General features: G+C 56.5%; 27 protein-coding genes, 1 tRNA gene and 2 pseudogenes. 18 read left to right on the top strand and 12 right to left on the bottom strand.

Annotated features, from left to right (window positions below):
* Nucleotides 1-98: 98 nt before the first annotated feature.
* The 7 genes from aroA (at nt 99) to rpsA (ending at nt 5,749) form a co-directional block, all read left to right on the top strand.
* Nucleotides 99-1,445, top strand: coding sequence for a 3-phosphoshikimate 1-carboxyvinyltransferase (aroA, locus tag TR2A62_RS07545; protein ID WP_040820424.1), 1,347 nt, complete (start codon nt 99-101; stop codon nt 1,443-1,445).
* Entirely contained in the window at nt 1,445-2,053 is a 609-nt protein-coding gene (locus TR2A62_RS07540; protein ID WP_009157645.1) for a d(CMP) kinase, read from the top strand. The genes aroA and TR2A62_RS07540 overlap by 1 nt, the downstream gene beginning before the upstream one ends.
* A 79-nt stretch (nt 2,054-2,132) precedes the next feature.
* The gene (locus tag TR2A62_RS07535) at nt 2,133-2,453 is read left to right on the top strand and encodes an ATP-grasp fold amidoligase family protein (RefSeq protein WP_040820423.1); all 321 of its coding nucleotides are present in this window, start codon (nt 2,133-2,135) and stop codon (nt 2,451-2,453) included.
* A 78-nt stretch (nt 2,454-2,531) separates the two neighbouring features.
* Nucleotides 2,532-2,804: a hypothetical protein gene (locus tag TR2A62_RS07530; RefSeq protein ID WP_009160929.1), complete on the top strand. Its 273-nt coding sequence runs from the start codon at nt 2,532-2,534 to the stop codon at nt 2,802-2,804.
* Nucleotides 2,805-2,979: 175 nt separating this feature from the next.
* The gene (locus TR2A62_RS07525) at nt 2,980-3,675 is read left to right on the top strand and encodes an ATP-grasp fold amidoligase family protein (protein WP_009160486.1); all 696 of its coding nucleotides are present in this window, start codon (nt 2,980-2,982) and stop codon (nt 3,673-3,675) included.
* A 68-nt stretch (nt 3,676-3,743) separates the two neighbouring features.
* Nucleotides 3,744-3,872, top strand: a complete 129-nt coding sequence (locus TR2A62_RS19370) for a hypothetical protein (protein ID WP_009159497.1) — start codon at nt 3,744-3,746, stop codon at nt 3,870-3,872.
* 203 nt (nt 3,873-4,075) lie between these two features.
* The gene (gene rpsA, locus TR2A62_RS07520; RefSeq protein WP_255346157.1) at nt 4,076-5,749 is read left to right on the top strand and encodes a 30S ribosomal protein S1; all 1,674 of its coding nucleotides are present in this window, start codon (nt 4,076-4,078) and stop codon (nt 5,747-5,749) included.
* An 83-nt stretch (nt 5,750-5,832) separates the two neighbouring features.
* Here the strand turns inward: rpsA and TR2A62_RS07515 are convergent, their stop codons facing one another.
* Nucleotides 5,833-6,441 (bottom strand): nucleoside/nucleotide kinase family protein, encoded by a 609-nt coding sequence (locus tag TR2A62_RS07515; RefSeq protein WP_009157392.1) that lies wholly within the window; start codon nt 6,439-6,441, stop codon nt 5,833-5,835.
* A gap of 290 nt (nt 6,442-6,731) precedes the next feature.
* Here TR2A62_RS07515 and ihfB point away from each other — a divergent pair, with 290 nt between their 5' ends.
* The 6 genes and pseudogenes from ihfB to TR2A62_RS17575 all read left to right on the top strand — a co-directional run.
* Complete coding sequence (gene ihfB / locus TR2A62_RS07505; RefSeq protein WP_009159629.1) at nt 6,732-7,013, top strand: integration host factor subunit beta; 282 nt, start codon at nt 6,732-6,734, stop codon at nt 7,011-7,013.
* A gap of 12 nt (nt 7,014-7,025) precedes the next feature.
* On the top strand, nt 7,026-7,379 hold the full coding sequence (locus TR2A62_RS07500; protein WP_009160837.1) for a LapA family protein: 354 nt from the start codon (nt 7,026-7,028) through the stop codon (nt 7,377-7,379).
* Between the two features lie 17 nt (nt 7,380-7,396).
* Nucleotides 7,397-8,032 carry a phosphoribosylanthranilate isomerase gene (locus tag TR2A62_RS07495; protein WP_009157552.1) on the top strand — a complete coding sequence of 212 codons (636 nt, stop codon included), beginning with the start codon at nt 7,397-7,399 and terminating at the stop codon, nt 8,030-8,032.
* A 105-nt stretch (nt 8,033-8,137) separates the two neighbouring features.
* Nucleotides 8,138-9,367, top strand: coding sequence for a tryptophan synthase subunit beta (trpB, locus tag TR2A62_RS07490; protein WP_009158557.1), 1,230 nt, complete (start codon nt 8,138-8,140; stop codon nt 9,365-9,367).
* A gap of 154 nt (nt 9,368-9,521) precedes the next feature.
* Nucleotides 9,522-10,061, top strand: a complete 540-nt coding sequence (locus TR2A62_RS17580; protein WP_009157638.1) for a M15 family metallopeptidase — start codon at nt 9,522-9,524, stop codon at nt 10,059-10,061.
* A 144-nt stretch (nt 10,062-10,205) separates the two neighbouring features.
* A pseudogene (locus TR2A62_RS17575) lies at nt 10,206-11,222 on the top strand (glycoside hydrolase family 108 protein); the annotation flags it as partial.
* Between the two features lie 40 nt (nt 11,223-11,262).
* On the opposite strand, the gene TR2A62_RS07475 reads toward TR2A62_RS17575, so the two are convergent.
* The 5 genes from TR2A62_RS07475 to TR2A62_RS07455 all read right to left on the bottom strand — a co-directional run bounded on the left by TR2A62_RS07475 (nt 11,263) and on the right by TR2A62_RS07455 (nt 14,881).
* Nucleotides 11,263-11,649, bottom strand: coding sequence for a DUF2237 family protein (locus tag TR2A62_RS07475; RefSeq protein WP_009159268.1), 387 nt, complete (start codon nt 11,647-11,649; stop codon nt 11,263-11,265).
* Between the two features lie 4 nt (nt 11,650-11,653).
* Nucleotides 11,654-12,814: a serine hydrolase gene (locus tag TR2A62_RS07470; RefSeq protein WP_009157676.1), complete on the bottom strand. Its 1,161-nt coding sequence runs from the start codon at nt 12,812-12,814 to the stop codon at nt 11,654-11,656.
* A 60-nt stretch (nt 12,815-12,874) separates the two neighbouring features.
* Entirely contained in the window at nt 12,875-13,549 is a 675-nt protein-coding gene (pth, locus tag TR2A62_RS07465; RefSeq protein WP_009159702.1) for an aminoacyl-tRNA hydrolase, read from the bottom strand.
* A 90-nt stretch (nt 13,550-13,639) separates the two neighbouring features.
* Nucleotides 13,640-14,281, bottom strand: coding sequence for a 50S ribosomal protein L25/general stress protein Ctc (locus TR2A62_RS07460; protein ID WP_009160540.1), 642 nt, complete (start codon nt 14,279-14,281; stop codon nt 13,640-13,642).
* Between the two features lie 204 nt (nt 14,282-14,485).
* Nucleotides 14,486-14,881, bottom strand: a complete 396-nt coding sequence (locus TR2A62_RS07455) for a RidA family protein (protein WP_009157631.1) — start codon at nt 14,879-14,881, stop codon at nt 14,486-14,488.
* Between the two features lie 193 nt (nt 14,882-15,074).
* Between TR2A62_RS07455 and TR2A62_RS07450 the strand changes: the two are divergent.
* Both TR2A62_RS07450 and TR2A62_RS07445 read left to right on the top strand, forming a co-directional pair.
* A pseudogene (locus tag TR2A62_RS07450) lies at nt 15,075-15,551 on the top strand (helix-turn-helix transcriptional regulator); the annotation flags it as partial.
* Nucleotides 15,552-15,766: 215 nt separating this feature from the next.
* Complete coding sequence (locus tag TR2A62_RS07445) at nt 15,767-16,906, top strand: MFS transporter (protein ID WP_009160706.1); 1,140 nt, start codon at nt 15,767-15,769, stop codon at nt 16,904-16,906.
* On the opposite strand, the gene TR2A62_RS07440 is transcribed toward TR2A62_RS07445, so the two are convergent.
* Together TR2A62_RS07440 and trpA are read right to left on the bottom strand one after the other, a co-directional pair.
* The gene (locus TR2A62_RS07440) at nt 16,903-18,066 is read right to left on the bottom strand and encodes an alpha-hydroxy acid oxidase (protein ID WP_009160469.1); all 1,164 of its coding nucleotides are present in this window, start codon (nt 18,064-18,066) and stop codon (nt 16,903-16,905) included. The genes TR2A62_RS07445 and TR2A62_RS07440 overlap by 4 nt on opposite strands.
* A gap of 80 nt (nt 18,067-18,146) precedes the next feature.
* Entirely contained in the window at nt 18,147-18,938 is a 792-nt protein-coding gene (gene trpA, locus TR2A62_RS07435) for a tryptophan synthase subunit alpha (RefSeq protein ID WP_009158054.1), read from the bottom strand.
* A 118-nt stretch (nt 18,939-19,056) separates the two neighbouring features.
* On the opposite strand from trpA, the gene ychF reads away from it, so the two are divergent.
* Together ychF and TR2A62_RS07425 are read left to right on the top strand one after the other, a co-directional pair.
* On the top strand, nt 19,057-20,154 hold the full coding sequence (gene ychF, locus TR2A62_RS07430; protein WP_009159104.1) for a redox-regulated ATPase YchF: 1,098 nt from the start codon (nt 19,057-19,059) through the stop codon (nt 20,152-20,154).
* 9 nt (nt 20,155-20,163) lie between these two features.
* Nucleotides 20,164-21,084: a nucleoside hydrolase gene (locus TR2A62_RS07425; protein ID WP_009158179.1), complete on the top strand. Its 921-nt coding sequence runs from the start codon at nt 20,164-20,166 to the stop codon at nt 21,082-21,084.
* On the opposite strand, the gene TR2A62_RS07420 is transcribed toward TR2A62_RS07425, so the two are convergent.
* The 4 genes from TR2A62_RS07420 to TR2A62_RS18060 form a co-directional block, all read right to left on the bottom strand.
* The gene (locus TR2A62_RS07420; RefSeq protein ID WP_009157594.1) at nt 21,085-21,726 is read right to left on the bottom strand and encodes a response regulator; all 642 of its coding nucleotides are present in this window, start codon (nt 21,724-21,726) and stop codon (nt 21,085-21,087) included. It abuts the gene before it with no gap.
* A gap of 89 nt (nt 21,727-21,815) precedes the next feature.
* The gene (locus TR2A62_RS17570) at nt 21,816-22,787 is read right to left on the bottom strand and encodes a HAMP domain-containing sensor histidine kinase (RefSeq protein WP_009159628.1); all 972 of its coding nucleotides are present in this window, start codon (nt 22,785-22,787) and stop codon (nt 21,816-21,818) included.
* A gap of 81 nt (nt 22,788-22,868) precedes the next feature.
* A complete protein-coding gene (locus tag TR2A62_RS07410; protein ID WP_009159190.1) occupies nt 22,869-23,147 on the bottom strand; it encodes a hypothetical protein in 279 nt (92 codons plus the stop codon).
* Between the two features lie 108 nt (nt 23,148-23,255).
* The gene (locus TR2A62_RS18060; RefSeq protein WP_009158635.1) at nt 23,256-23,708 is read right to left on the bottom strand and encodes a hypothetical protein; all 453 of its coding nucleotides are present in this window, start codon (nt 23,706-23,708) and stop codon (nt 23,256-23,258) included.
* Between the two features lie 226 nt (nt 23,709-23,934).
* Here TR2A62_RS18060 and TR2A62_RS07400 point away from each other — a divergent pair.
* A tRNA-Ser gene (locus tag TR2A62_RS07400) sits at nt 23,935-24,024 on the top strand.
* Nucleotides 24,025-24,334: the final 310 nt, after the last annotated feature.

The raw sequence follows: 24,334 nt of genomic DNA, 5'->3' as shown, positions 1-24,334 counted from the left end.
TCAAAAGCGGTGATTTTTTCCCACCTGTGGCCCAGCACCGTTTACGCCCCGAGCGTTGCGGTCTAAGACAGTGCGGCATTTATTATGAAAGAACACGCATGTCAGGCCACGGCACCCCGATCCCAATGACTTCTCACGCTTCTACGGGCCTTAATGGCACCGCGGATGTTCCAGGGGATAAATCTATCTCGCATCGGTCGCTGATTTTAGGCGCGATGAGCGTGGGCGAGACGCGGATCACAGGGTTGCTTGAAGGCGAAGACGTGTTGGACACGGGCCGTGCGATGCGGGCCTTTGGCGCCGAGGTTACGGATCACGGTGGTGGCGAGTGGAGCGTGCACGGTGTGGGCGTTGGTGGCTTTGCCGAACCAGAGAATGTGATTGATTGCGGCAACTCGGGAACGGGTGTGCGGCTGATTATGGGATCAATGGCAACATCGCCGATCACAGCGACATTTACGGGCGATGCGTCGTTGAACGGGCGGCCGATGGGGCGCGTGACCGATCCATTGGCTTTGTTCGGAACCCAAGCGGTGGGCCGCAAGCAAGGCCGGTTGCCGATGACCTTGGTCGGGGCGGCAGATCCGGTGCCTGTGCGTTACGTCGTGCCCGTGCCGTCGGCGCAGGTGAAATCGGCGGTTTTGCTGGCGGGTCTGAACGCACCGGGCAAAACGGTTGTGATCGAAAAAGAAGCGACCCGAGATCATACCGAGCGGATGCTTGCGGGATTTGGCGCTGAGATCACGGTAGAAGAGACTGACGAGGGGCGAGTTATAACGCTGACCGGTCAGCCCGAGTTGAAACCCCAGACGATCATTGTGCCGCGCGACCCAAGCTCGGCTGCGTTTCCGGTTTGTGCGGCGGTGATCACGCCGGGATCAGACGTGTTGGTGCCGAACATCGGTCTGAACCCAACCCGCGCTGGGCTGTTCTTTACGTTGCAAGATATGGGCGCGGACCTGACGTTTGAGAATATGCGCGAAGAGAGTGGCGAGCCTGTTGCCGATCTGCGCGCGCGGTTCTCGCCCGATCTCAAAGGGATCGAAGTGCCAGCTGAGCGGGCTGCGTCGATGATCGACGAATACCCTGTACTGTCTGTTGTGGCGAGCTTTGCTGAGGGCAAGACACATATGCCGGGCGTCAAAGAGTTGCGCGTCAAGGAAAGCGACCGCATTGACGCGATGGCCAAGGGCCTGCGTTTGAACGGTGTGACCGTGGACGAGGGCGATGACTGGTGGACGGTGCACGGTTTGGGGCATGGCAATGTGCCGGGTGGTGAGACATGTGCAAGCCAGTTGGATCACCGGATCGCTATGAGCTTTATGGTGATGGGCATGGCTGCGAATGCGCCGGTATCGATCGATGATGGTCAGCCGATTGCGACATCCTTCCCGATTTTCGAGCCTCTGATGGCGGCCCTTGGGGCACGCGTGGAACGCACCTGATGGGTTTTTGCGTCGCTATTGACGGGCCTGCTGCGGCAGGCAAGGGCACAGTGTCCAAGGCTGTGGCGACGCATTTTGGCTTTGCTCATTTGGATACGGGCCTGTTGTACCGTGCGGTGGGTGCCAAGGTTTTGTCGGGAATGGAGCCCGCGGCGGCGGCGCAGGCGTTGGTCCCCACAGATTTGACCGCGCGCGATTTGCGCACGCCCGAGGTGGCGCAGGCTGCAAGCCGTGTGGCGGTGGTGCCCGAGGTGCGTGCTGCCTTGGTCCAATTCCAGCAGGATTTTGCCGCGCGCGATGGTGGTGCGGTTCTAGATGGTCGCGACATTGGAACCGTGATTTGTCCAACCGCCGAGGCCAAGCTCTATGTCACAGCCAGCGCGGATGTTCGCGCCAAACGGCGGTTTGACGAATTGTTGGCCAAGGGCATGGATGTAACGTTGGTCGATGTTTTGGCCGATGTCCAAGCCCGCGACACCCGTGACCGAGAGCGGGTCGAGGCGCCATTGGTGGCTGCTGTGGATGCTGTTGTAATCGACACCTCTGATCTGTCGATTGATGCAGCGGTTGCTGCGGCAATCGCCGCGATTGAGGAGGTAAGAGCGTAGCGTCGTGTTGGGGCACAGGCTGCATTATAGCTATGCGCGGGCACGGTTTGCGTGGGATAGGTTTAGAAATCACGCCAAGTTGCGGCGCAAGTTTCGTGCTAAGCATGGCTATGATCTAAGCCTCGATCCGCCCATCACCCACAGCGACAAAATCCAGCACCGCAAACTGTTTGATCACAACCCGATCTATCCACGGCTGACGGATAAGATCGAAGCACGCGCTGTTGTGGATGAACTTTTGGGGGCGGGGTCTGCGGATCGGTATATGGTGCCACTGTTGGCCGTTGCGGATCGGTTTGAGGATCTGGATCCTGCGTTGATGCAACGCGGTGTGATCATCAAGGCAAGCCATGGCAGTGGCTGGAACCAGATCGTCAGACCTGGATCGCAGGCAGATTGAGACTCCGCACGCAAACGGGCCAAGTATTGGCTGGCACGGGTTTATGGGCTGAACCATTTTGAATGGGCCTATCGCGAGTTGACACCACGTTTGTTGGTCGAGCCGCTGCTGCCGGAACGGTCTGATAGGCGCACATTGGATTTGAAGATCTACGTCTATGACGGGATTGTCCACTATCACATGCAAGAGGACAATCGCTGCGATCCGGTCAAGTTCTCGGTCCATAGCGAGACATTCGACTATGTCGAAATGACTTGGGCCGGAATTGATCCTTATGATTTTGTGGTGCCGGACGGAATGGCCGAAATCCAAGACGTGGCGCGGGCGTTGGCCGCAGGTTTGATACTTTGAGGGTTGATTTTCTTGTGACGGAAGACAGGTGGTATCGGGTCGAACTAACGTTGCATGACGGAAGTGGAATGATCAAGTTTGGCAGCTATGAAGAAGACAAGCTTATGGGTGCGCCGTGGGTCGTACGCGGTCGATGACTGAGGTTGGGGCACGCAGGCTGCCTCATGTCAGATGGATGGTTCGCAATGTGGCGGCGCGGTTGCGAGGTGTGAAACACCGCCTGACGGGGTATCGGCGACTAAAAGTGCGGTTTCTGGCCAAGCACGGGCATCCCTTGCGGCTAGATCCCCCTGTGACACACAGCGAAAAGATGCAGCAGCGCAAGCTCTTTGATCACAATCCGGCCTATCCGCGCATGACGGACCGGATCGAGGCGCGGCGGGTGGTTGATGAGGTCTTGGGCGAGGGGGCTGCTGATCGCTACATGGTGCCGCTGTTGGCGGTTGCCGACCGGTTTGATGATCTGAACCCGGCGTTGAAAGACCAAGACATAATCATCAAGGCAAGCCACGGCTGTGGTTGGTATCAACGGGTTCCGGCGGGATCGCATTCGAAATGGGACGCGGCGAAGAGTGGTGCGCAAAAATGGTTGCGGCAGGTCTATGGCGTGCGCAGATATGAATGGGCCTACCGCGATTTGCGCCCGCGTTTGACGGTTGAGCCGCTGTTGATGGATGCTCAGGGTGAAGGGCCGGTCGACATCAAACTGTATTTCTATCACGGGGTCTGGCGCTTTGTTCTATGCGGCGATCACCGCAGCGAGGATGTGCGGTGGTCGCTGTATAACACCGACCTGACGCGCCACCCGCTGATTTCGACGGGGTATGATCCGATTGATTTTGTTATGCTGACCGCGTTTGAGGAAATGTAGGCTGTGGCGAGCAAACTGGCTGCTGGCTATGACATGATGCGGATCGATTTTCTGGTGCTTCCGGACAAATGGAATTGGGCGAGCTGACCGTGTACAACGGCAGCGGAATGATCCTGATCCAACCGCCTGGAACGGACGAGAGTTACGGCAAATACTGGACACCGGTTGCGGGGCGGTCAGGTGGACCTAGCCCTTGATCTATTGAAGAATCCCAATTATACGCGCGAGCGTTGACAGAGCGGAACAGGTCTGCGGCAGAGCAAACTTATACAGGGTCGGATTACTCCGGCCCTTTGTTTGTCCAGCCGCATGTTGCGATCTCAGACCAATTGAAACCCAAAGACCGGCGGAGACAACCGCACGGCCCGTATAAAACCAAACGTTAGGAAAACGACGCCACATGGCTAATACAATGGAAGAGTTTGAAGCACTCCTGAATGAAAGCTTCGAAATGGACACACCCGCTGAAGGGTCTGTTGTCAAAGGCAAAGTCATCGCAATCGAAGCGGGACAAGCCATCATCGACGTAGGCTACAAGATGGAAGGCCGCGTTGAGATCAAAGAATTCGCAAACCCAGGTGAAGCTCCTGAAATCGCCGTTGGCGACGAAGTTGAAGTGTTCCTGCGTCAGGTCGAAAACGCGCGTGGCGAAGCCGTCATCAGCCGCGAAATGGCCCGCCGTGAGGAAGCTTGGGATCGTCTGGAAAAAGCCTATGCAGCAGAAGAGCGCGTCGAAGGCGCAATCTTTGGCCGCGTCAAAGGCGGTTTCACTGTGGACCTTGGTGGTGCTGTTGCGTTCCTTCCAGGCTCGCAGGTTGACGTACGTCCAGTACGCGACGCTGGCCCATTGATGGGTCTCAAGCAGCCGTTCCAAATCCTGAAGATGGACCGCCGTCGTGGCAACATCGTTGTATCGCGTCGTGCGATCCTCGAAGAGTCCCGTGCAGAACAGCGCGCCGAGGTTATCGGCAACCTGACCGAAGGCCAGCAGGTCGACGGTGTGGTCAAGAACATCACCGAATACGGTGCGTTCGTTGATCTGGGCGGTGTTGACGGTCTGTTGCACGTCACAGATATGGCGTGGCGCCGTGTGAACCACCCATCTGAAATCGTCACAATCGGCGAGACAATTCAGGTGCAGGTCATCAAGATCAACAAAGAGACGCACCGCATCAGCCTCGGCATGAAGCAGTTGCAGGCCGACCCATGGGATGCGGTTGCCGCTCAGTACGCACTGGAGACAACGCACACTGGTCGCGTCACCAACATCACTGACTATGGTGCATTTGTTGAGCTCGAGCCTGGTGTTGAAGGTCTGGTTCACGTGTCCGAGATGTCTTGGACCAAAAAGAACGTACACCCAGGCAAGATCGTGTCTACTTCGCAAGAAGTCGAAGTCATGGTTCTGGAAATCGACAGCGCCAAGCGTCGTGTATCCTTGGGTCTCAAGCAGACACAGCGCAACCCATGGGAAGTCTTTGCTGAGACACACCCTGAGGGCACGGAAGTCGAAGGCGAAGTCAAAAACATCACCGAATTCGGTCTGTTTGTTGGTCTCGACGGCGACATCGACGGCATGGTTCACCTGTCCGACCTCACATGGGAAGGCCGCGGCGAAGATGTTATCGGCGACTACCGCAAGGGCGACATGGTCAATGCGAAAGTCACTGAAGTTGACGTTGAAAAAGAGCGCATCAGCCTATCGATCAAAGCCATGGACGGCGATCCCTTTGCGGACGCAGTTGGCGGCGTAAAGCGCGGTACAATCATTACTGTTGAAGTGACATCGATCGAAGACGGTGGCGTTGAAGTGGAATACGAGGGCATGAAGTCCTTTATCCGACGCAGCGACCTGTCGCGTGACCGTGCCGAGCAGCGCCCAGAGCGTTTCGGCGTTGGCGACAAGATCGACGTTCGCGTTACCAACATCGACAGCAAGACACGTCGTCTAGGTCTGTCGATCAAGGCACGCGAAATTGCAGAAGAAAAAGAAGCGGTTGAGCAGTATGGCTCGAGCGACTCTGGTGCATCCTTGGGCGATATCCTTGGTGCAGCTCTGAATGGCGACGAATAAGTCGACCTCTGCAACGTCGGGGTAGCCTGACGAAAAGAATAGGAACCCCGCTCAGAAATGGGCGGGTTTTTTTTGTTTGAGGATCAGCTGTTGGTGACAGTAATCTGCGCGGTGCGCGATCCGGTGACCACGGTTTTGGCGTTGGGGATATCGTTTGACAGGGCGCGGGCGCGGGCCTGATCAGGATCAAAGTCGTGGTCGCGCCAACGTTGGATGAGGCGGGTTTTGAGTACATCAAGTGGCACCTCGAGCATGATCGTCAGATCCCAGTGGCGGGCAAGTTTGGCCCATGGATCGGTGTCGAGAAGAAGATAGTTTCCTTCGACCAGAATGATCTGGTGGTGCGGTTCGATAATGCGGCGACCGGCTATGGCAATATCGCGGCTGCGATCAAATTCGGGGATCGCGATTTCATCCTCTTGATTGATACGTGCGAGCATGGCGTCGAGGCCCTCCACATCAAAGGTATTTGAGGCGCCCTTTGTGTCGCCCAGGCCGCGATCATCGAGTACGTGGTTGTCGAGGTGAAACCCGTCCATCGGCAGGACAATCGCCGTGTCTCCGAGGTCGTGGGCAAGGGTGTCTGCGAGCGTTGATTTGCCTGAGGCTGGCGCACCCGCAATGGCCACGATCAAACGAGAGCCTGAGGTGGCGCGGTCATGAATGCTCTTGACGAGGTCTGTTTGGCGCATCTGTGTAACCTTCTTGGTTGAGGCGATCAGTATACGAACCGTCGAAATTTGGCCACCGAATCAATAGATTGTGCTGCGGTGCGGCGGGCTGTCGCAGGACAAATTTCCAGAAATCCAACATGATAAAATCGCCAATTTGGTCGAAATCGCCCAGAATCTGTGTGATCTGCCGCGAAAAGCGACGTTGCGATGGCGGGTAATCCCTTCATGGAAAAGGCTTTTCGTCCTATAGTCAGATTTCAACAGCGGGGAAAACTCGCGTCACAAAACACTGCCAGGGGGGCTGCCGAATGATCCGTTCCGAACTTGTCCAGAAGATCGCCGATGAAAATCCGCATCTTTACCAACGGGACGTCGAAAAGATCGTCAACACCATCTTTGACGAAATCACAGAAGCCATGGCCGATGGCGACCGTGTTGAACTGCGCGGATTTGGCGCGTTTTCTGTCAAACGCCGCGATGCGAGAACGGGTCGTAACCCGCGCACTGGTGAATCTGTTCATGTCGAAGAAAAGCATGTACCATTCTTTAAGGCGGGAAAGTTGCTGCGCGATCGTTTGAACGGAAAATAGGACCCCAAAGTTATGCGGTATATTCGGTATGTGTTTCTCGCCATTTTAGCCATCTGTTTGGTGACTGTTGCTTTGGCAAATCGTGGGTTGGTAACGCTCAAGGCGATGCCTGACACCTTTGCTGGATATCTGGGGCCGAGCCCGACAGTCGAGCTACCGCTGTTTATCGTAATTTTCCTCGGCATTACGGCTGGTCTGTTGATTGGCTTTGTTTGGGAATGGCTGCGCGAGCACCGTCATCGGGCCGAAGCACGTACTCGTGGTCGCGACGTGATTCAGCTTGAGCGGGAAGTGGCCCGTCTCAAGGGTGAAAAGAACGAAGGCAAGGATGACGTTCTCGCCTTGCTCGACGATACCGCGGCCTGAACCGCTAGGAAAACGACATGACAGCTCGGGTTAAGATTTGTGGTTTGACCACCTCTGAAGGCGTTGCCGCAGCGGTTGACGCAGGTGCCGCCTATGTCGGATTAGTGTTCTTTGAAAAATCCCCACGGAGCGTCAGCATCGAAACGGCAAGGGCGCTTGCGGTTGAGGTGCCTGTTGGCGTGATGAAGGTTGCGCTGGTTGTGAACGCGGATAACGCCACGCTGGATGCAATCACCGAGGCGGTGCCACTTGATATGATTCAGCTGCATGGATCAGAAACGCCCGAGCGTGTGACCGAAGTCAAAGAGCGGTACGGCCTGCCGGTGATGAAGGCGATTGGCATCGCCGATGCCCGTGATTTGCCGCAGATTGGCACATATGGACGAGTGGCTGACCAGCTGTTGGTTGATGCAAAACCCACGCAGGATGCCGAACTGCCGGGTGGGAACGGGCTATCGTTTGACTGGACGTTGCTGGGTGGAAAACACTGGCCGTGTCCGTGGATGCTGGCCGGCGGTCTGACGCCAGAAAACGCGGCCTATGCGGCCAAGAAAACCCGCGCGCGCGAGATTGACGTGTCGTCGGGTGTCGAGAGTGCGCCGGGTGTCAAAGACGCAGACCTGATCCGCGCCTTTATCGCCGCGGTTTCCTAACGAAATCAGAACTGCGACGTTTGCGCGGTCTGTCGCGGCTTGTCCCTGTGCACGCTGCGATGTAGGCATGTCTGACCACACGGGACACCTTCGGGGAGACGCACGATGAACGATCTATTCAACAGCTTTATGACTGGCCCAGACGAGAACGGGCGCTTTGGCGATTTTGGCGGACGGTTTGTGTCCGAGACGCTGATGCCGCTGATCCTCGAATTGGAAGAGCAGTACGAGCACGCCAAGACGGATGACACGTTTTGGGACGAGATGAATGATTTATGGACGAACTACGTTGGTCGTCCGAGCCCGTTGTATCATGCCTCGCGTTTGACCGAACATTTGGGCGGCGCCAAAATTTACCTCAAGCGCGACGAACTGAACCACACTGGTGCGCACAAGATCAACAATGTGTTGGGTCAGATTATTCTGGCGCGCCGCATGGGAAAGACGCGGATCATCGCGGAAACCGGTGCGGGTCAGCACGGTGTGGCGACAGCAACTGTCTGTGCCAAGTTTGGTCTGAAATGTGTGGTCTATATGGGTGCGCATGATGTTGAGCGTCAGGCACCGAACGTGTTCCGCATGCGTCTGTTGGGCGCCGAGGTTGTGCCGGTGACCTCTGGTCGTGGTACGCTGAAGGACGCGATGAACGATGCGTTGCGCGATTGGGTGACCAACGTGCGTGATACGTTCTACTGTATTGGCACGGTTGCGGGACCACACCCGTACCCTGCAATGGTTCGTGATTTCCAAGCGATCATTGGCAAAGAGACCAAAGAGCAAATGATGGCCGCCGAGGGCCGTTTTCCGGACACGATCATCGCTGCGATTGGTGGAGGATCAAATGCGATGGGTCTGTTTTTCCCGTTCTTGGATGACAAAGATGTTGGCATCATTGGTGTTGAGGCTGGCGGCAAGGGCGTGAATGCCAAGATGGAGCATTGCGCATCTCTGACGGGCGGTCGCCCCGGCGTTTTGCATGGCAACCGCACCTATCTGTTGCAAGACGATGACGGGCAGATCCTGGAGGGCTTTAGTATTTCGGCAGGACTGGATTATCCGGGCATTGGACCAGAGCACGCTTGGCTACATGAAATTGGTCGTGCACAATATGTCAGCATCACGGACGTTGAGGCGCTTGAGGCGTTCCAGCTGTCTTGCGAGTTGGAAGGGATCATTCCCGCGCTAGAGCCGTCGCACGCATTGGCCCATGTGATGAAGATCGCGCCGACGCTGCCCAAGGATCATATCATCGTCATGAACATGTGTGGTCGTGGCGACAAAGACATCTTTACCGTCGCCAAGGCGCTGGGTATCGAGATGAACAACGGCGCATAAGCCTGCGCACATTGTGAATACGGGGCCGGTTGCAGCGACGCACTGGCCCTTTTTCGTGGCTTTGACTGGTGATGACACGGTGACGGACGCGTAACGGTGGGACGTGGACCCCGCGCTAGGGTCGCTGGCATGTGAGAGATGTCAGGGGACAGCCATGAGCAATTCCAGTGCACGGCAGGGCGATTATCGCAAACTGCATACCGCCATTTGCAAGGCGGTGAAAAAGATCAGAGATCAGTTGAACGCCGAAGGGTACCCCTTCGAAGTGTTTGAGGCGTTTCGAACGCCCGAGCGGCAGAGGTACCTCTATAAAAAGGGGCGCTTTGGCAGCACCGAGAGCAAGGTGACGTGGGTCAATTCATGGAAATCCATGCACCAGTACGGGTTGGCTGTGGATTTCGTGCTCAAGCCCAAGGGGCAGTGGAGCTGGGATGACAAGGGCGCCAATGCCAAGGGTTGGCGCCGGATGCACAAGCTGGCCAAAGAGAACGGCATGACGCCGCTTTATAGTCGTAAGACGGGCAAGTTGATCGAACAGCCGCATATTCAGTTGGTCGGGATCACCACCAGCGACATGTACAAAGGCGAACATCTGGCAGGGGGCGACCAGACATGGGCGCAGCATTTGGCCAATATGATCGCAGGTTGGAGCGGGGACATCGCACCGCCTCCGGTGCTGACGAATGTCATTTAGCGTCCGCCAGTCGACGAAGACGACCGGCCCGACGCTGTGTCTGTTGCCGCAGCCGAGACGCCCACGATCCCGGGTGTCTCGAGCGCCGAGGCAGATGCGACGTTTGAAAAGCTGAATGCGTTTGTTGCGTAATGGGAGGGCGGCTATGTCGACCACCACCGTGACGATGGCGGCCTGACAAACATGGACATCACGCAGGCAACATTGTCAGCAGAACGTGGTCGCGAGGTCACCAAAGAAGAGGTGGAGGCGCTGACCCGTGCCGAAGCCAACGCGATCTACCGCAAGAAATACTATGGTGTGGCGCGTTGTGGTGAGATGCCCGAGCGGACCGCAGCCGTGGTTTACAATGGATCGGTCCTGCACGGTGTGCGTGGGTCAGGCAAGTTCCTGCAAACCGCGTTGAATGATCTGGGCCAGCGCGCTGACGGCGCCAAGCTGGTCGTGGACGGCATCATTGGTCGCAAGACGTTGGCCGGTGTCCGGTATGTCAGCCCTGTGGCGCTGTCCGACGCATATATGAGCCAACAAGAGGCGTATCTGCGCCGGCATTCTGATTTCGACGTTTTTGGCAAAGGCTGGATGAACCGCATGGCGTCCTTGCGCAGCTTTGTCGACACATTACCAAGAGGAGCGGGTGCGAGCCCGAAAGTTGTCATGAAAATTCAAGAAAAAGACCATATCCTGTCTGGTGCAGGCGATTTGTTGGGCTCGGTATTGGGCGGTCAGGGTGCAACCGGCTTGAGCGACTTACTTGCTCCGGTGTTGGACGGTGATCCGACAACTGGGTTGGACCGTGACAATCTAAAGGCTGTTGCACGTCAGGCTGCGTTGGCGGCGATTGCGGCCAGATTTGGCATCAATACCCCGGCAATTGTGCCAACCGCTGGCGGTGAAAAGGTTCTGACGCCTGTGAACTCTGCCTTGGGGCAGGGTGTTGGCAAGCTCATGGACGGAAAGAAAACCGTGCTGGGGCTTGTGGGTGTTTTGTTGACCGTTTTGACGCCGCAAATTCCGGCGTTGGGTCCGCTCAAACCGTTTATTGACCAAGTCGCACCGATTGCGCTGCCGATTTTGTCGACACTGCTCGGGTGGGGTGCGATGGGTAAGATCGACAAAGCGATTTATGCGGCCAACGGTGTGAACTCGGCCCAGCCGTAAGATTGGTTTCCCAGTAGCGAGCCGATCTTCCTGCGGCTTGCTACTCTGGCAGCGGTGCGTCTAAGGCGTGCCGCTGTAAGACGTCTAGGGGGACGATTTCCAAAGCCCGTTGGTGGGTGGCGGACAGGCGGACGCGGGGCGCGCAGCCTTCTTCGGCCGCTTGCAAGAAGCGTGACGCGCAGAGGCACCAACCATCACCGGGATTTAGACCATCAAACCCGAACTCTGGGCGGGGTGTACTGAGATCGTTGCCAACGTATTTTGAAAAAGCCAGAAATTCCGCGGTCATGACGGCGCAGACCGTATGGCTGCCTTCGTCTGCGTTGCAGGTGTCGCACAGCCCATTGCGGAAATAGCCAGTCATTGGCGTGACAGAACAGGTGATCAGTGGATCGCCAAAAACATTCAAAGAGACGTCTGGTTTCATGGGGTCACTCTAGGCTAGCGGCGATGGATTGGAACATCGCCTCGTTTTGGGCTGCAACGCCGGACGCGCGGAATTGGCGGTCGGCGGCGGTGGTGGCGATGACGATATTGGCGTCTGTATTGATGTAGATGTATTGACCGTAAACACCACGTGCGATGACTTCGCCAGATGAAAATGTGGGTGGAATCCACCATTGATAGCCGTAGCGCGTGGCGCCCTGTGCGGTGGGCGCCGAAGGGGCAATTGATGCGGTGATCCAATCGGCAGGCACGATCTGCTGGCCCTGCCACATGCCGCCTTGGGCGATCATCTGACCAAAGCGGGCGTAGTCACGGGTGGTCAGGTTCAGACCGCCGAGGACAAAGGCCACGCCATTGCCGTCAGTTACGTAATAGGGGGCCGCCTCGAGGCCGAGCGGCGTGATGATTTTCTCGGACAAGAGATCTGGCACGTTGCGGCCTGTGGCACCGCGCGCGACCATGCCGATGACATGAGTGTCGATGCTGACGTATTGCCACGTTTCGCCAGGCGCGGCGAAGCTGTCGGTCAGGCCGGATGCGAACCCATCCATTGAGCCGCCAAGTGCGAGGATGCGGCCCATTTTATTGATGTCGCTTTTAGGGTCGAGATAATCCTCGTCAAAGGTCACGCCGGACGACATGTTCAGCACATTCCGCAGTGTCGCATCACGGTAGGCGCTGTCTGCGAGGGCGGGGGCGTATTTGGTGACGGGGTCGTCAATGCTGTCGATCGCACCCTCGTCCAAGAGGATGCCGATGAGCGTCGAGAGAAAGGATTTGGCGACCGACCATGAGATGCGCAGGTCGCCCTCGGCGGTGTCGAGGTGGTAGCTTTGATGCACAAGTGTGCCGTAATGGAGCACGACGATAGAGGTGACATTGCGGTCGTCGATCCACTGTGCGGTTTCAGGTGGCAATGTCATCTGTGCGCCTACGGGCAGAGGGGATGCGGGACCGGTAACGAGGTCCGTCGACAGAAACATCGTGTTCATGTTGCTGAAATTATTGCCGATTTTCTCGGCCTTGAAGAGACTATTGACGGCAAGAAGGCGGGTGATTTGCTCGCGTTTCCACAGACCAATGACCGCAGCGACCACAAGCAACAGGATCAGAACCCGTGGGCCCCATTTGAGAATTTTGCGCATGGTGTTCGTCCCCTTTGATCTGATCTGACCATGGGGGCAGGCGTTTGGCAACGGCTAGGGTTACTTGAACTTGTCCATCAGCTTTTGCATGGCGGAACGGGTGTCTTCGGGCTCGGGTGTTGGCTCAGGCGCAGGTTTCGATTTGGGGCGCGAGGTAGATGAGCGGGGCGGCGCCACTCGTAGGGCCACGGCATTCATGAATTTGCCGCTGTCACCACGGGCCAGTTCTGGTGCGCCATCACCGACGCCGCGTAGGACATCATCGAGCCAGCCAGCTTCGGCTTTGGCAAAGTCCCGCAGGACGTATCCGGCAACCGCGTCTTTGTGACCGGGGTGGCCAATGCCCATGCGGACGCGGTGGTATTCAGGCGTGATGTGTTGGTGGATCGAGCGGAGACCGTTGTGGCCTGCATGACCGCCAGCGGTTTTGACGCGCAGTTTACCGGGCGCAAGGTCGAGTTCGTCGTGGAACACCGTGACGTCGTCGCAGGTCAGTTTATAAAACCGCATAGCCTCGCCCACGGATTGACCCGATAGGTTCATAAACGTCTCGGGTTTGAGCAGGATCACCTTTTCCCCATCCAGCGTGCCTTCGGATACGGATCCCTGAAATTTGCCGCGCCATGGTGCGAAACCATGGTCAGATGCAATCTGGTCCATCGCCATAAAGCCGATGTTGTGACGGTTGTGGGCGTATTTCGCACCGGGATTTCCAAGGCCAACAAAGAGTTTCATGGCGTTCCTATAGCGCGAGGGGGCGGGGGGGATGCAACAAAAAACGGGACCCGAAGGCCCCGTTTTGATCTTGTCTGCAAAAGGGGAAGATTACTCTTCGCCGCCCTCTGCTTCTGGTGCATCGCCTTCTTCACCGTCTTCATCGTCGCTAGACGATGCGAGACCGGCAGGTGCCGCGATGTTGCCGATGACAAAGTCACGGTCGATCGTTGCTTTGGCGCCAGCAGGCAGTTCAATCGACGAAATGGTGATCGTGTCGCCAATTTCGAGACCTGCAATTGATGCTGTCAGTTTCTCAGGGATGTCACCCGCAGTCACAACGAGTTCGACCTCTGGACGGACAACAGACAACAGGCCGCCTTTACGGATGCCTGGGCAATCGTCTTCGCCTTCGAACTCAACAGGAATGAAGAGTGCGATTTTTGTTGTACGCTTGAGGCGCATCAGGTCGAGGTGTGTCGGAAGGTCCTTGACCACGTCGCGCTGTACCTTGCGGCAGATGACGCGGACGTCGTCGTGGCCTTCAACCTTGAGGTTGAAGAGAGTGGACAAGAAACGGCCTGCTTTAAGCTTTTTAAACAGAACGTTGTAAGGGATGTTGATCGCCAGAGGCTCTTCGCCGCCACCGTATACGATGCCTGGTACAAGACCATCGCGGCGTGCTTGGCGTGCGGCACCTTTGCCGGTGCCTGTGCGTGCTGTTACTTCGAGATCTGGAATTTCGCCGGCCATTTTTGTCGTCCTTTTGATGTGTCCCGCGGTTCTCGGTCGCTGTGCTCCGCCGCCAGACTGGCTGGAATATAAAGAGCCGCCCCTTTGGACGGCCCGTTCAAGTGCGCGCTGTTTAGACCAGAATACTCTGTTTGAAAAGGGGTGTTACGCAGGTTCCAGACGATCCGCCGCCGCACAGAATATATGCGGCGGCGGGCTGTTGCGCTATGCGGCGGCGGTGGCTTCGATTTCGAACATCAAACCGGGGACCGCAAGCCGTGTCACACCCAGCAATGACATCGGTGGGGCACATTGAATTGGGCCAAACCGCATCCCGAAAAGATCAAAATGTTTGAGTGCTTCGTCAACGTCAGTGGCGTAAATCCCCAAGCAGATCACATTAGCCAATGTCATATCGGCGCCTGCCAAGACGGCCTCGAGATTGTCGAGAGCGAGCCCCATCTGGCCGCGCATATCGTCCAGATGTTGATTGGCGCCTGCGCCGTCAATGGACGTCTGTCCAGCGCAGACCAATTGGCGCGATGTGTCAGTGATCACTTCGGCCTGATTAAAGCCGAAATTGAGGGACCAGTCCCAAGGGTTCACAGGGGTGCGTTGCATCGTCAAATTCTCCGTTTTGTGTTTGTCTGAAATGACTTTAAAACGGTATGGTGACCAATTCTGTCACCATAAGTGGTATCGTTGCAAAATGAATATTCGCCAACGCCAAGCCGCCATTGCACGCAGCCTGCGGCGCAACGGGACATCGACCATCGACACGCTGGCCCAATAGGTCGGCGCGTCGCGCAGAACCGTTTTGCGCGATATCAGTGCGCTGCGGGACGACGGTTTTGTCATTTATTCCGAAAGCGGGCGGGACGGGGGCGTTCAACTAGACCCACAATATATGCAAACAACGGCGCGGTTGTCAGTTAACGAAGTCTTTGCCCTGTTGATCAGTGTGGCGGCGATGAGGGCAGCGCAGAACCTTTCGTTTTCTGATCTGGCTGATTCAGTGCTGGCGAAAATTGAACGGTCTCTGCCCTCTGACAAAGTGCGGGACTTGCGTCGGTTTCTCGAATGTTTGCACATTGGACCGCTGTCGGAAAAACAAGATTTGTCAGACGTAAAGCAAGTCGAACCCTCGGTTTTGCCGGCGTTTGAGATGGCATTTTTAGATCAACAGTACCTGAAATTTGCCTATGTCGATGCAAAGGGTGCTGAAACCTATCGAGAGGTCGAACCCCAAGCGATGCTGGTGCTGCCTCCGCTATGGTATTTTGTTGGCTGAGATCCGAACCTCCAAGGCTTTCGCCATTTCCGGATGGACCGGATCAGCAGGCCAGAGATTGTTACGGACCGAACATTTCGCAGGCGGCACGTTCTGTTCGAAGGGGATGTCTCGCGGTATCGCGGGATTTCCCAGTGACGGGCTTTGCTTTGCCGGTGGATGGGCTTTGACACTTTGGGCTTGCTTTGAGGCGAGGCCGTTTCTAACGCTAGAGAATGAGTGTTTTGAATGCCCTGAGCGTGTCGCGCAAACCTGCTGCGGCTTTTGTCGTGATCGGCCTCTATTGGGGGACGTTCGCTGCCTTTGTCCCTGTCATCAAAGCGCGATTAGGGGCGTCTGACGCCCTGTTCGGGTCGCTGCTGTTGGGCACGGCGATTGGGCTGGTGACCGCGATGTTTTTTGCGCCGCGGATCGACAAATGGCTGACCGGACGGACGATGCAATTGTCGTCAGTGTTGGTTGCATTGGCGTTTCTCGCGCCCGGTTTGGCATCAACGCCCACGATGTTTTTCTTTGCGATGGTGTTGGCGGGGACGGCGTCTGGCCTGACGGACGTGATCATGAATGCGCGGGTGAGCGAGCTAGAAGCGCAGCATGGAAAATCCCTGATGAACGCAAATCATGCCATGTTTTCAGTAGCCTATGCCATTGCCGCGATTGTGACGGGGATCGCCCGTGAAGTTGGGTTACCGCCCATTGCGGTATTTGCGGGCATGGGCGTTTTGACTTTTGCACTGGCTGGCATGATGGTGACGCCGGTTGCTGCTGATCCTGATGACGAAGCGACGGTGACAGGATTCCCTTGGGGGCCAATCCTGTTGTGCGGTGCAATCGTTCAGATCGCGTTTATGTCCGAAGCGACCGTCGAGGCATGGTCGGCATTGCATATTGAGCGGACGTTGAATGGTGGCGCTGCCGAAGGGGCGCTGGGGCCCGCGACACTTGGGATTATGATGGCGATTGGCCGGTTTTCAGGCCAAGCGGTGTCAGAACGGCTGTCGGACTATTTGGTGATCGTATGTGCGGCTCTGCTGTCCGCGGTCGGCGCATTGATCGTGGCGGTCGCCGCCACGCCGATCATTGCCTACGTTGGATTTGGCGTGTTGGGGTTGGGCGTGTCCGTGATCGGGCCACTGGGCCTCGCCATTGTCGGGCGGCTGGTTGCGCCAAAATACCGGACCGAAGCAATTTCCAAAGCCGCGGTGATCGGGTTCTCGGGATTTTTCCTCGCCCCCATCGTGATGGGCGGAGTGTCCGAGCTGTTCGGCCTGCGGGTGGCATTTGCCTGTGTCGCGGGTCTGTTGATGCTGCTGCTGCCGCTGGTATCGGTCACGCGGCGGCGGGCGCCAGTCTAAGCCCAGCGCCCTTCGAAGTCTTTTGGAACCAACAGAATGTCGCGGTCAACTTGGTTTATGTTCTTGTGCCCGCACAGCGCCATCGTGGTGTCGAGTTCGGTGTGAATGACGCGCAACGCTTCGGACACCCCATGTTCGCCCATCGCCCCTAAACCGTAGATGTAGGCGCGCCCGATGTAGGTGCCTTTTGCTCCCATCGCCATCGCCTTGAGCACGTCCTGACCCGAACGAATGCCGCTGTCGAGATGGACTTCGACATCAGGGCCGACCGCATCAATGATGCTGGGCAACATGCGGATCGAGGACAGCGCACCATCGAGTTGGCGACCACCATGGTTGGAAACGATGATCGCATCGGCCCCAATTTTTGCAGCCATTTTGGCGTCTTCGGCGTCCAAGATGCCCTTGAGGATCAGTTTGCCGCCCCATTGTTCCTTGAGCCGCGCGACCTTGTCCCAATCCAGACGGGGGTCGAACTGTTCTTCGGTCCAAGAGCTGAGCGAGGACATGTTTTCGACGGATTTGGCGTGCCCGACAATGTTGCCAAAGGTGCGGCGCTTGGTTTGCAGCATCTCAAGACCCCAGCGCCATTTTGTAGCGAGGTTTGCAATGGTTTTTGGCGTCAACTTGGGCGGAGCAGAGAGGCCATTTTTCAGGTCTTTGTGCCGCTGACCAAGGATTTGTAGATCAAGCGTCAGGACAAGTGCCGAGCAACCGACGTCTTTGGCCCGCGCAATCATGTCCGCCACGAAATCGGCGTCACGCATGACGTAGAGTTGGAACCAAAAGGGTTTGGTCGTGTGTTCGGCGATGTCTTCGAGGCTGCAAATCGACATGGTCGATAGGGTGAACGGGACGCCAAACTTTTCGGCTGCCCGAGCGGCTTTGATTTCGCCATCAGCGCTCTGCATTCCGGTCAAACCAACAGGTGCTAGCGCGACAGGCATCGCGACATCCTCGCCTATCATCTGGGTGGCAGTGCTGCGGTCTTGCATATCGACGGCGACGCGTTGGCGCAGACGGATCTGATCAAAGTCAGAGGTGTTTTCGCGAAAGGTCTGTTCCGTCCAACTGCCGCTCTCGGCGTAGTCGTAAAACATCTTGGGCGCGCGCCGTTTATAGATGCGTTTTAGGTCGTCGATGCTGGTGATGACGGGCATATCGGCCTCTTTCGTCGAAATTGGTTAGGTTCTTTTACCAATTTCGAGAAAAAGACGCAATTGCGATTTGGGCAAGGCTGTTATGCGCGGTGCGCACCGTCGGCCAGTGTTTTGACAAAGCTGAGCACGTTGGCGGCAGGCTTGCCCTCGGCAATCTCGGATACGATGGCCGATCCAACAACGACACCATCGGCAATTTCAGCGATGCCCTGAGCCATATCCGGTGTGCGGACGCCAAAGCCCACAATGACGGGCAGGTCTGTTGCCGATTTGATGCGTGCGACTTCGGGGGCGACGTCGGATGCCTCGGGGGCGGCGGCACCTGTGATGCCTGTGATCGAGACATAATAAACAAAGCCGGACGTGTTTTGCAGAACCTTGGGCAAACGTTTGTTGTCTGTGGTCGGCGTTGCAAGGCGAATGAAGTTAAGACCTGCCGCTTGGGCCGGAATGCACAGCTCGACGTCTTCTTCTGGGGGCAGATCCACAACGATCAACCCGTCGATGCCAGCTTCTTGGGCTTCTTTTAGGAAGGTTTCGACGCCGCGCGAATAGATCGGATTGTAGTAGCCCATCAACACGATCGGGGTCTTTTCATCTGTTTTGCGCAGCTCGCGCGCAATGTTCAGCGTCTTTTCCAGGGTCATGCCCGCCTCGAGCGCGCGCTGACCGGCAAGCTGGATGGTAGAGCCGTCAGCCATCGGGTCGGTAAAGGGCAAGCCAAGCTCGATGATGTCGACGCCCGCGTCTGGCAGACCTTTGACGATTTCGAGACTGCGATCATAGTCGGGATCGCCCGCCATAACGTAAGCTACGAACGCCTTTTTACCGGCGGCGTTGAGTTCTGCGAATTTGGCGTCAATGCGTGTCATGGTCTGTCCTCATAATAGCTTTTGCGGTGTGCCTGATGTTTGCAGTGAAATCAATGCCCCGCTTGACCTCTGGGTGGGCGGGGCCGTAGATGCGGCAAATGTTTTGAAGGAGGCCGAGATGGGCTTTAAAATGGGAATTGTGGGTCTGCCGAATGTTGGCAAGTCGACCCTGTTCAACGCACTGACGAAAACCGCAGCGGCACAGGCGGCGAATTTCCCGTTTTGCACGATCGAGCCGAACGTCGGTGAGGTCGCGGTGCCGGATGCACGATTGGACAAATTGGCCGCGATTGCGTCGTCCAAACAAGTGATCCCGACGCGCATGACGTTCGTCGACATTGCAGGATTGGTCAAAGGCGCGTCGCAAGGCGAGGGGTTGGGCAACCAGTTTCTGGCCAACATCCGCGAAGTGGATGCGATTGCACATGTATTGCGGTGTTTTGAAGACGGTGATGTGACCCACGTTGAAGGTCGCGTGAACCCGGTTGAAGACGCATCCACGATTGAAACCGAATTGATGCTCGCCGATCTCGAAAGCATCGAAAAGCGGATGCAGGGCCTGGTGCGCAAGGTGCGCGGTGGCGACAAAGAGGCGGTGCAGCAAGAAGAGTTGTTGAAGAAGGCGCAAGCCGCGCTGGAAGATGGCAAACCCGCGCGGGTTGTCGAGGTTGATGACGAAGACCTTAAAGCGTGGAAAATGTTGCAGTTGTTGACGACCAAACCGGTTCTCTATGTCTGCAACGTTGGTGAGGACGAGAGCGCGACAGGCAATGCGCACTCCACAGCAGTCGCCGAAATGGCCGCCGCTGAAGGGAACTCTCATGTGATCATTTCCGCGCAGATCGAGGAAGAGATCAGCCAGCTCGAGGCTGATGAAGCCAAGATGTTCCTCTCTGAGATGGGCTTGGACGAACCTGGTTTGGACCGGTTGATCCGTGCGGGCTATGAACTGCTGCACCTTGAGACCTATTTCACGGTTGGCCCCAAAGAGGCCCGCGCATGGACCATCCGCGAGGGGACATCAGCGCCCAAGGCCGCCGGTGTTATCCATGGCGATTTTGAAAAGGGGTTCATTCGCGCCGAGACGATTGCCTATGATGAATTTGTCACGCTGGGTGGCGAGCAACCTGCCAAAGAAGCTGGCAAGATGCGCGCTGAAGGCAAAGGCTATGTCGTCCAGGATGGCGACGTTTTGCACTTCTTGTTCAACACGTAAGGCGGGGCAATGGTAAAGCTGATCATTGATACGGATCCGGGCATCGACGATGCAATGGCGATATTTTGGGCGGCGGCGTCGCCCAAGATTGATCTTGTCGGCCTTACGACAGTTTTCGGCAACGTGACGGCGCAGACCGCGACCCGCAACGCCTTGCGACTGGTCGAATGGGCAGGACTGGATTGCCCAGTGGCGCACGGCGCGGACGTTCCGCAAATTATGCCACCCTTTAAGCCAAGCGCACATGTGCATGGGCGTGAGGGCTTTGGTGACATTCCGGCAGGAGAGCCGACTGGGCGCGCGCTTGATGAAAGTGCTGCAGAATTTCTGGTGCGGATGGCTGCAGAGCATGTGGGTGAGTTGGTTGTTTGCCCGATCGGGCCGCTGACGAATATCGCAGCGGCGATGCGTCTGGATCCAGACTTCGTGGGCAACGTCAAAGAGTTCGTGATTATGGGCGGCTCTCTGGACGCTGGCGGAAATATCACGCCAGACGCTGAGGCCAATATCTACCACGATCCTCATGCAGCGGCAGATGTTTTTGCCAGCGGCGCGCGGATCAAAATGGTGGGGCTCGATGTTACGCATCAGACGCTGTGCACCGCGAGCGACTTCTCCGTCATGGCGCATGCTGCCCCTCGGTTGGGCGGTTTGCTGCAACAGATGAGCACATTTTATTTGGATTTCTACGAGACTGTCGGCAAATTTAACGGGTGCAGTCTGCATGATCCTGCTGCGGTGATTGCCTGTGTTTATCCCGAATTGTTCAAAACCCAAGGCGCCGTGTTGCGGGTTTCGGTCGAAGGTGTCGATGTTGGCCGGACCTATGCAGACGCAAGCGCTGGCTGGGCCGAGACGCAGGTTTGCGTCGGAGTTGATGCACCCGCGGTCCTGCGTCTGTTTAAGTCCGGAATATCATCGCTTGACTAATCAAGACGGCCGCAATTGGGGCCGTACTTTCGTGATTTTGTCTGTTTCGAGTTCGGCCCAGAGCGCGATGATCTGAGCGGTCTTCCAAGATTTAAGCGCGGCACGTTTGTTGTCGACAGGCCGGTTTCGCATCTCATGAACAAGTTGGCTGATGTCATGTTCAAGCCGCCGGCCAGATTTTGTTGAAAACGCGTTGAGGTCTTGGGTCTGCGATACAGCGCTGCGCAGCGCAGTACATAGGCGATCTGCGGTTAGCCCGTCTTTGTGTAGAAAGTCCCTGCACCCCTCGACCCGCGCCATTTCAGAAATCTCCGGCCGATCATCACCGGCGATCATGAGCGTCGGACAATCCGCGTTCAGGGGATGGGTTCGAATGGTTTGGACGGCGTCTAATCCGGTGCCGACGGGTAGCTGATAATCGATAAGGATGACATCAAAGGTCACCTGATCCAACGCGCGATCAAGTTCGCAAAGGCGATCTAGTTCAGCGATTTCGACCGGTTGTTCATAGTCTTGGATGAGTTTGCGAAGGCGCAGTCTGTCGAAGTCACAATAGTCAACGATTAGAACTCGGACAGGGCGCGTGAGAGCACCAAGCTGGGGTGTGTCGACATATAGTTCCACGGCGTGAGCCATCATCATGAATCTCTTTCATTACTTGATCTGATTCTACGCAACATCTCTTGCTAAGCTCTGAATGCAGAACGGTCTTGGGCAAGGCTTTTTAGGTCTCAGGCAGCGGTGGCCTGTGCCAGTGAAGAATTCAGCAGATCAAACGTCAGGTGAGTGCCGCGCTCGACCTCAGGGTCGGATCGAAGGGTGACACGTCCATCATAGTGGGCCGCATATTTTTGAATGATTGAGAGGCCTAGACCGCTCCCTTCGACTTGGTCGCGTGGCCGCAGCGTTTTGAAGAGATCAAACGCTTGGTCCTGATGATTTAGTGGGATGCCAGGTCCGTCGTCGGAAACTGTCACCGTCAGTCGACCATCGGCGCATGACGTTGACACCGCGATCCTGCCCGTTTCGGCATCATGATGTTTGATCGCGTTTGAGAGCGCGTTCAGCAATATTTGATGGAGGGGGGTCGAGTAGGTGGTCGTCGTTCGGACTGGGCCATCGAATTGCACCGAAAAACGGCCGTTGGGATCCAGCAAGTCATGGGCCGCATCCACAAGGTCAGAGATGTCGATCGAAGTGATGTCATCATCGTCGTGCCCGACCTGCGCGTAGGCCAACAGATTGGACAGCAACGCACTGAGCCGGTCCGCTCGGGTCAGAAGCATCTTGAGATTGCGCTGGCTGCTCGCGCTGAAAACTGTGTCAGGATCATCGATTGTCCAGCGAACGAGATCTTGGATCGCGCGCAGCGGCGCCCGTAGATCGTGTGCGGCGGCATAGGCGAATTTCTCGAGCTCCGTGTTAGAGCGATGTAGTTCGTTTGCTGTGGATTTTAATGCCTCTAGGGCGCCAGCGATGTGGCCCAATTCGTCGCTGCCAGAGACTTGGATCGGGTGCTTTGTGTTGCCCTGAGCGATCTTTAGCGCGGCCTCGGTGACCAACGACAAGCGGCGGCTGATCTTGCGCTTAGTGATCAGATGAATGAGCAGCGGAATGCCAATCGCCGCGCAGATCGTGGCGATGCTCGTGATATAGACGGATGGCTTTGTCGAGGTGCTGTCACTAGCAATCGCACCAATCATTTCGTCATGCACCCGTTGCTGAAGACGGCCCGTCAGCGCGGAGATTTCCGAAATGTGACTGAACTGCTGTTCAAGTTGCCGCTAGAGCGCGACTTGGGTCGTGTGAGTTGCCGTGACCTCTTGGAGGAGACGGCCCTTAGGCGAAAGCATATCGAGGCTGGTCGTGATCTGGTCGGCGATGCCCTGACGCAGAGGCGCATCAGAGAGCGAGGTGAGCTTGCGACGCCAGTCTTGCTGGGGCAGGGCGAGTGCAGACAGGACTTGAGAAATCTGATCGGGTGATGGCTGTGGCCCAATCTGGCGAGCGAGCTCGAAGTATCTGTCGGTTGCCGCGCGAAAATCAGAGAGGTTTGATGCCAAACCCCTGGATCCTTGGGATGTCTCAGGCCCCGACAGGGAAGCGGGCACCGTGACGAACAGCGCAGCCAAGTTTCGGTGGATTTGCTGATGCATTCTGTCCAGTTGAGATCACAGGTTCTGGATTGCCGCAGTAGACGCAAAGAGATCCGCCTTAGCCGCGACGATGATTTGAGCTGTCGCGTCGAAATCGATCAGAAGGTTTGTAAGCGTCGTTGGATCGTTAGTGCCAGAGGCTACCCTCAATAGGGTTTCAGCAGCTTTGCGGACCTCTAGGTAACGGGCGTCCAGCGCGGCTGCTGCGATCTCTAGCTCCTCTATGGTGCTGGCGTGGCTGAGTTGGAAAACGCCAAATGCCATCGTCGTGAACCTATGGTCGATGTCTTGGGATTGGGTCAGAAAAGGAACAGAAATGGCTGACAAATGGGTTTGACTGTTTAGGACACGGGAAAACTGCCAAATCCCCAGCGTTGTGGCTGTTGCAAGAGATAGCAGGGTCGCCAAGCCCGCAAGTCTGGGCTGGGTAACGATGCCGCCTGTCGGTGTTGTGGGGGTGTCGCGCAATGACGGCTCCTTTATGGGGGTCGTCACAAATTCGACTAAAATGTTTAAGGTAGCCTTAAGCCTTGGAGGCTGGGTCGAGGGAGGCAATTTGCCAGCACTGGACCAGATCAGACAATTCCAAACATGACCGCCAATCTGCGCAAGGAGCTTGTCTTGGTATAGTTTTTTGATCTGCGCGTTATTTTGACCTTGTTTCCCCCATCGGGTCGTCTGTATAGCGGTCAACGGAGACGTGGCCGAGTGGTCGAAGGCGCTCCCCTGCTAAGGGAGTAGGCCCGGAAGGGTCTCGAGGGTTCGAATCCCTTCGTCTCCGCCACAAGCCTAAGTTCTTAATTTTTCCATTATAAACAATGGCTTGATGGCGTCATCGAATGCGTCTTACCCACACGTCTTACCCACACGTTGTACCCACACATCACGTATCTGGAGAAGTAGTCACGACATGCTTTTGTAGAGAATCTCAAGACAGTTTCTTATGGCATTGGAATGACGGGCAATTGCTAGGCATACTGGAGCTTCAACAATCACAGCGGATCATTCTCAGGCATGGTTGCGTTGCAAGAGGTCGCTACCTGTCGTGTCTGATAGTGCCATAAAAGCCCTACAGAAGTTACTAGAGGCTCAGA

It is taken from the genome of Thalassobium sp. R2A62, from assembly GCF_000161835.1.
Lineage (GTDB): Bacteria > Pseudomonadota > Alphaproteobacteria > Rhodobacterales > Rhodobacteraceae > Thalassobium.
The sequence above is the reverse complement of the archived record's forward strand: the minus strand, read 5'-3'. Positions and strand labels throughout refer to the sequence as shown.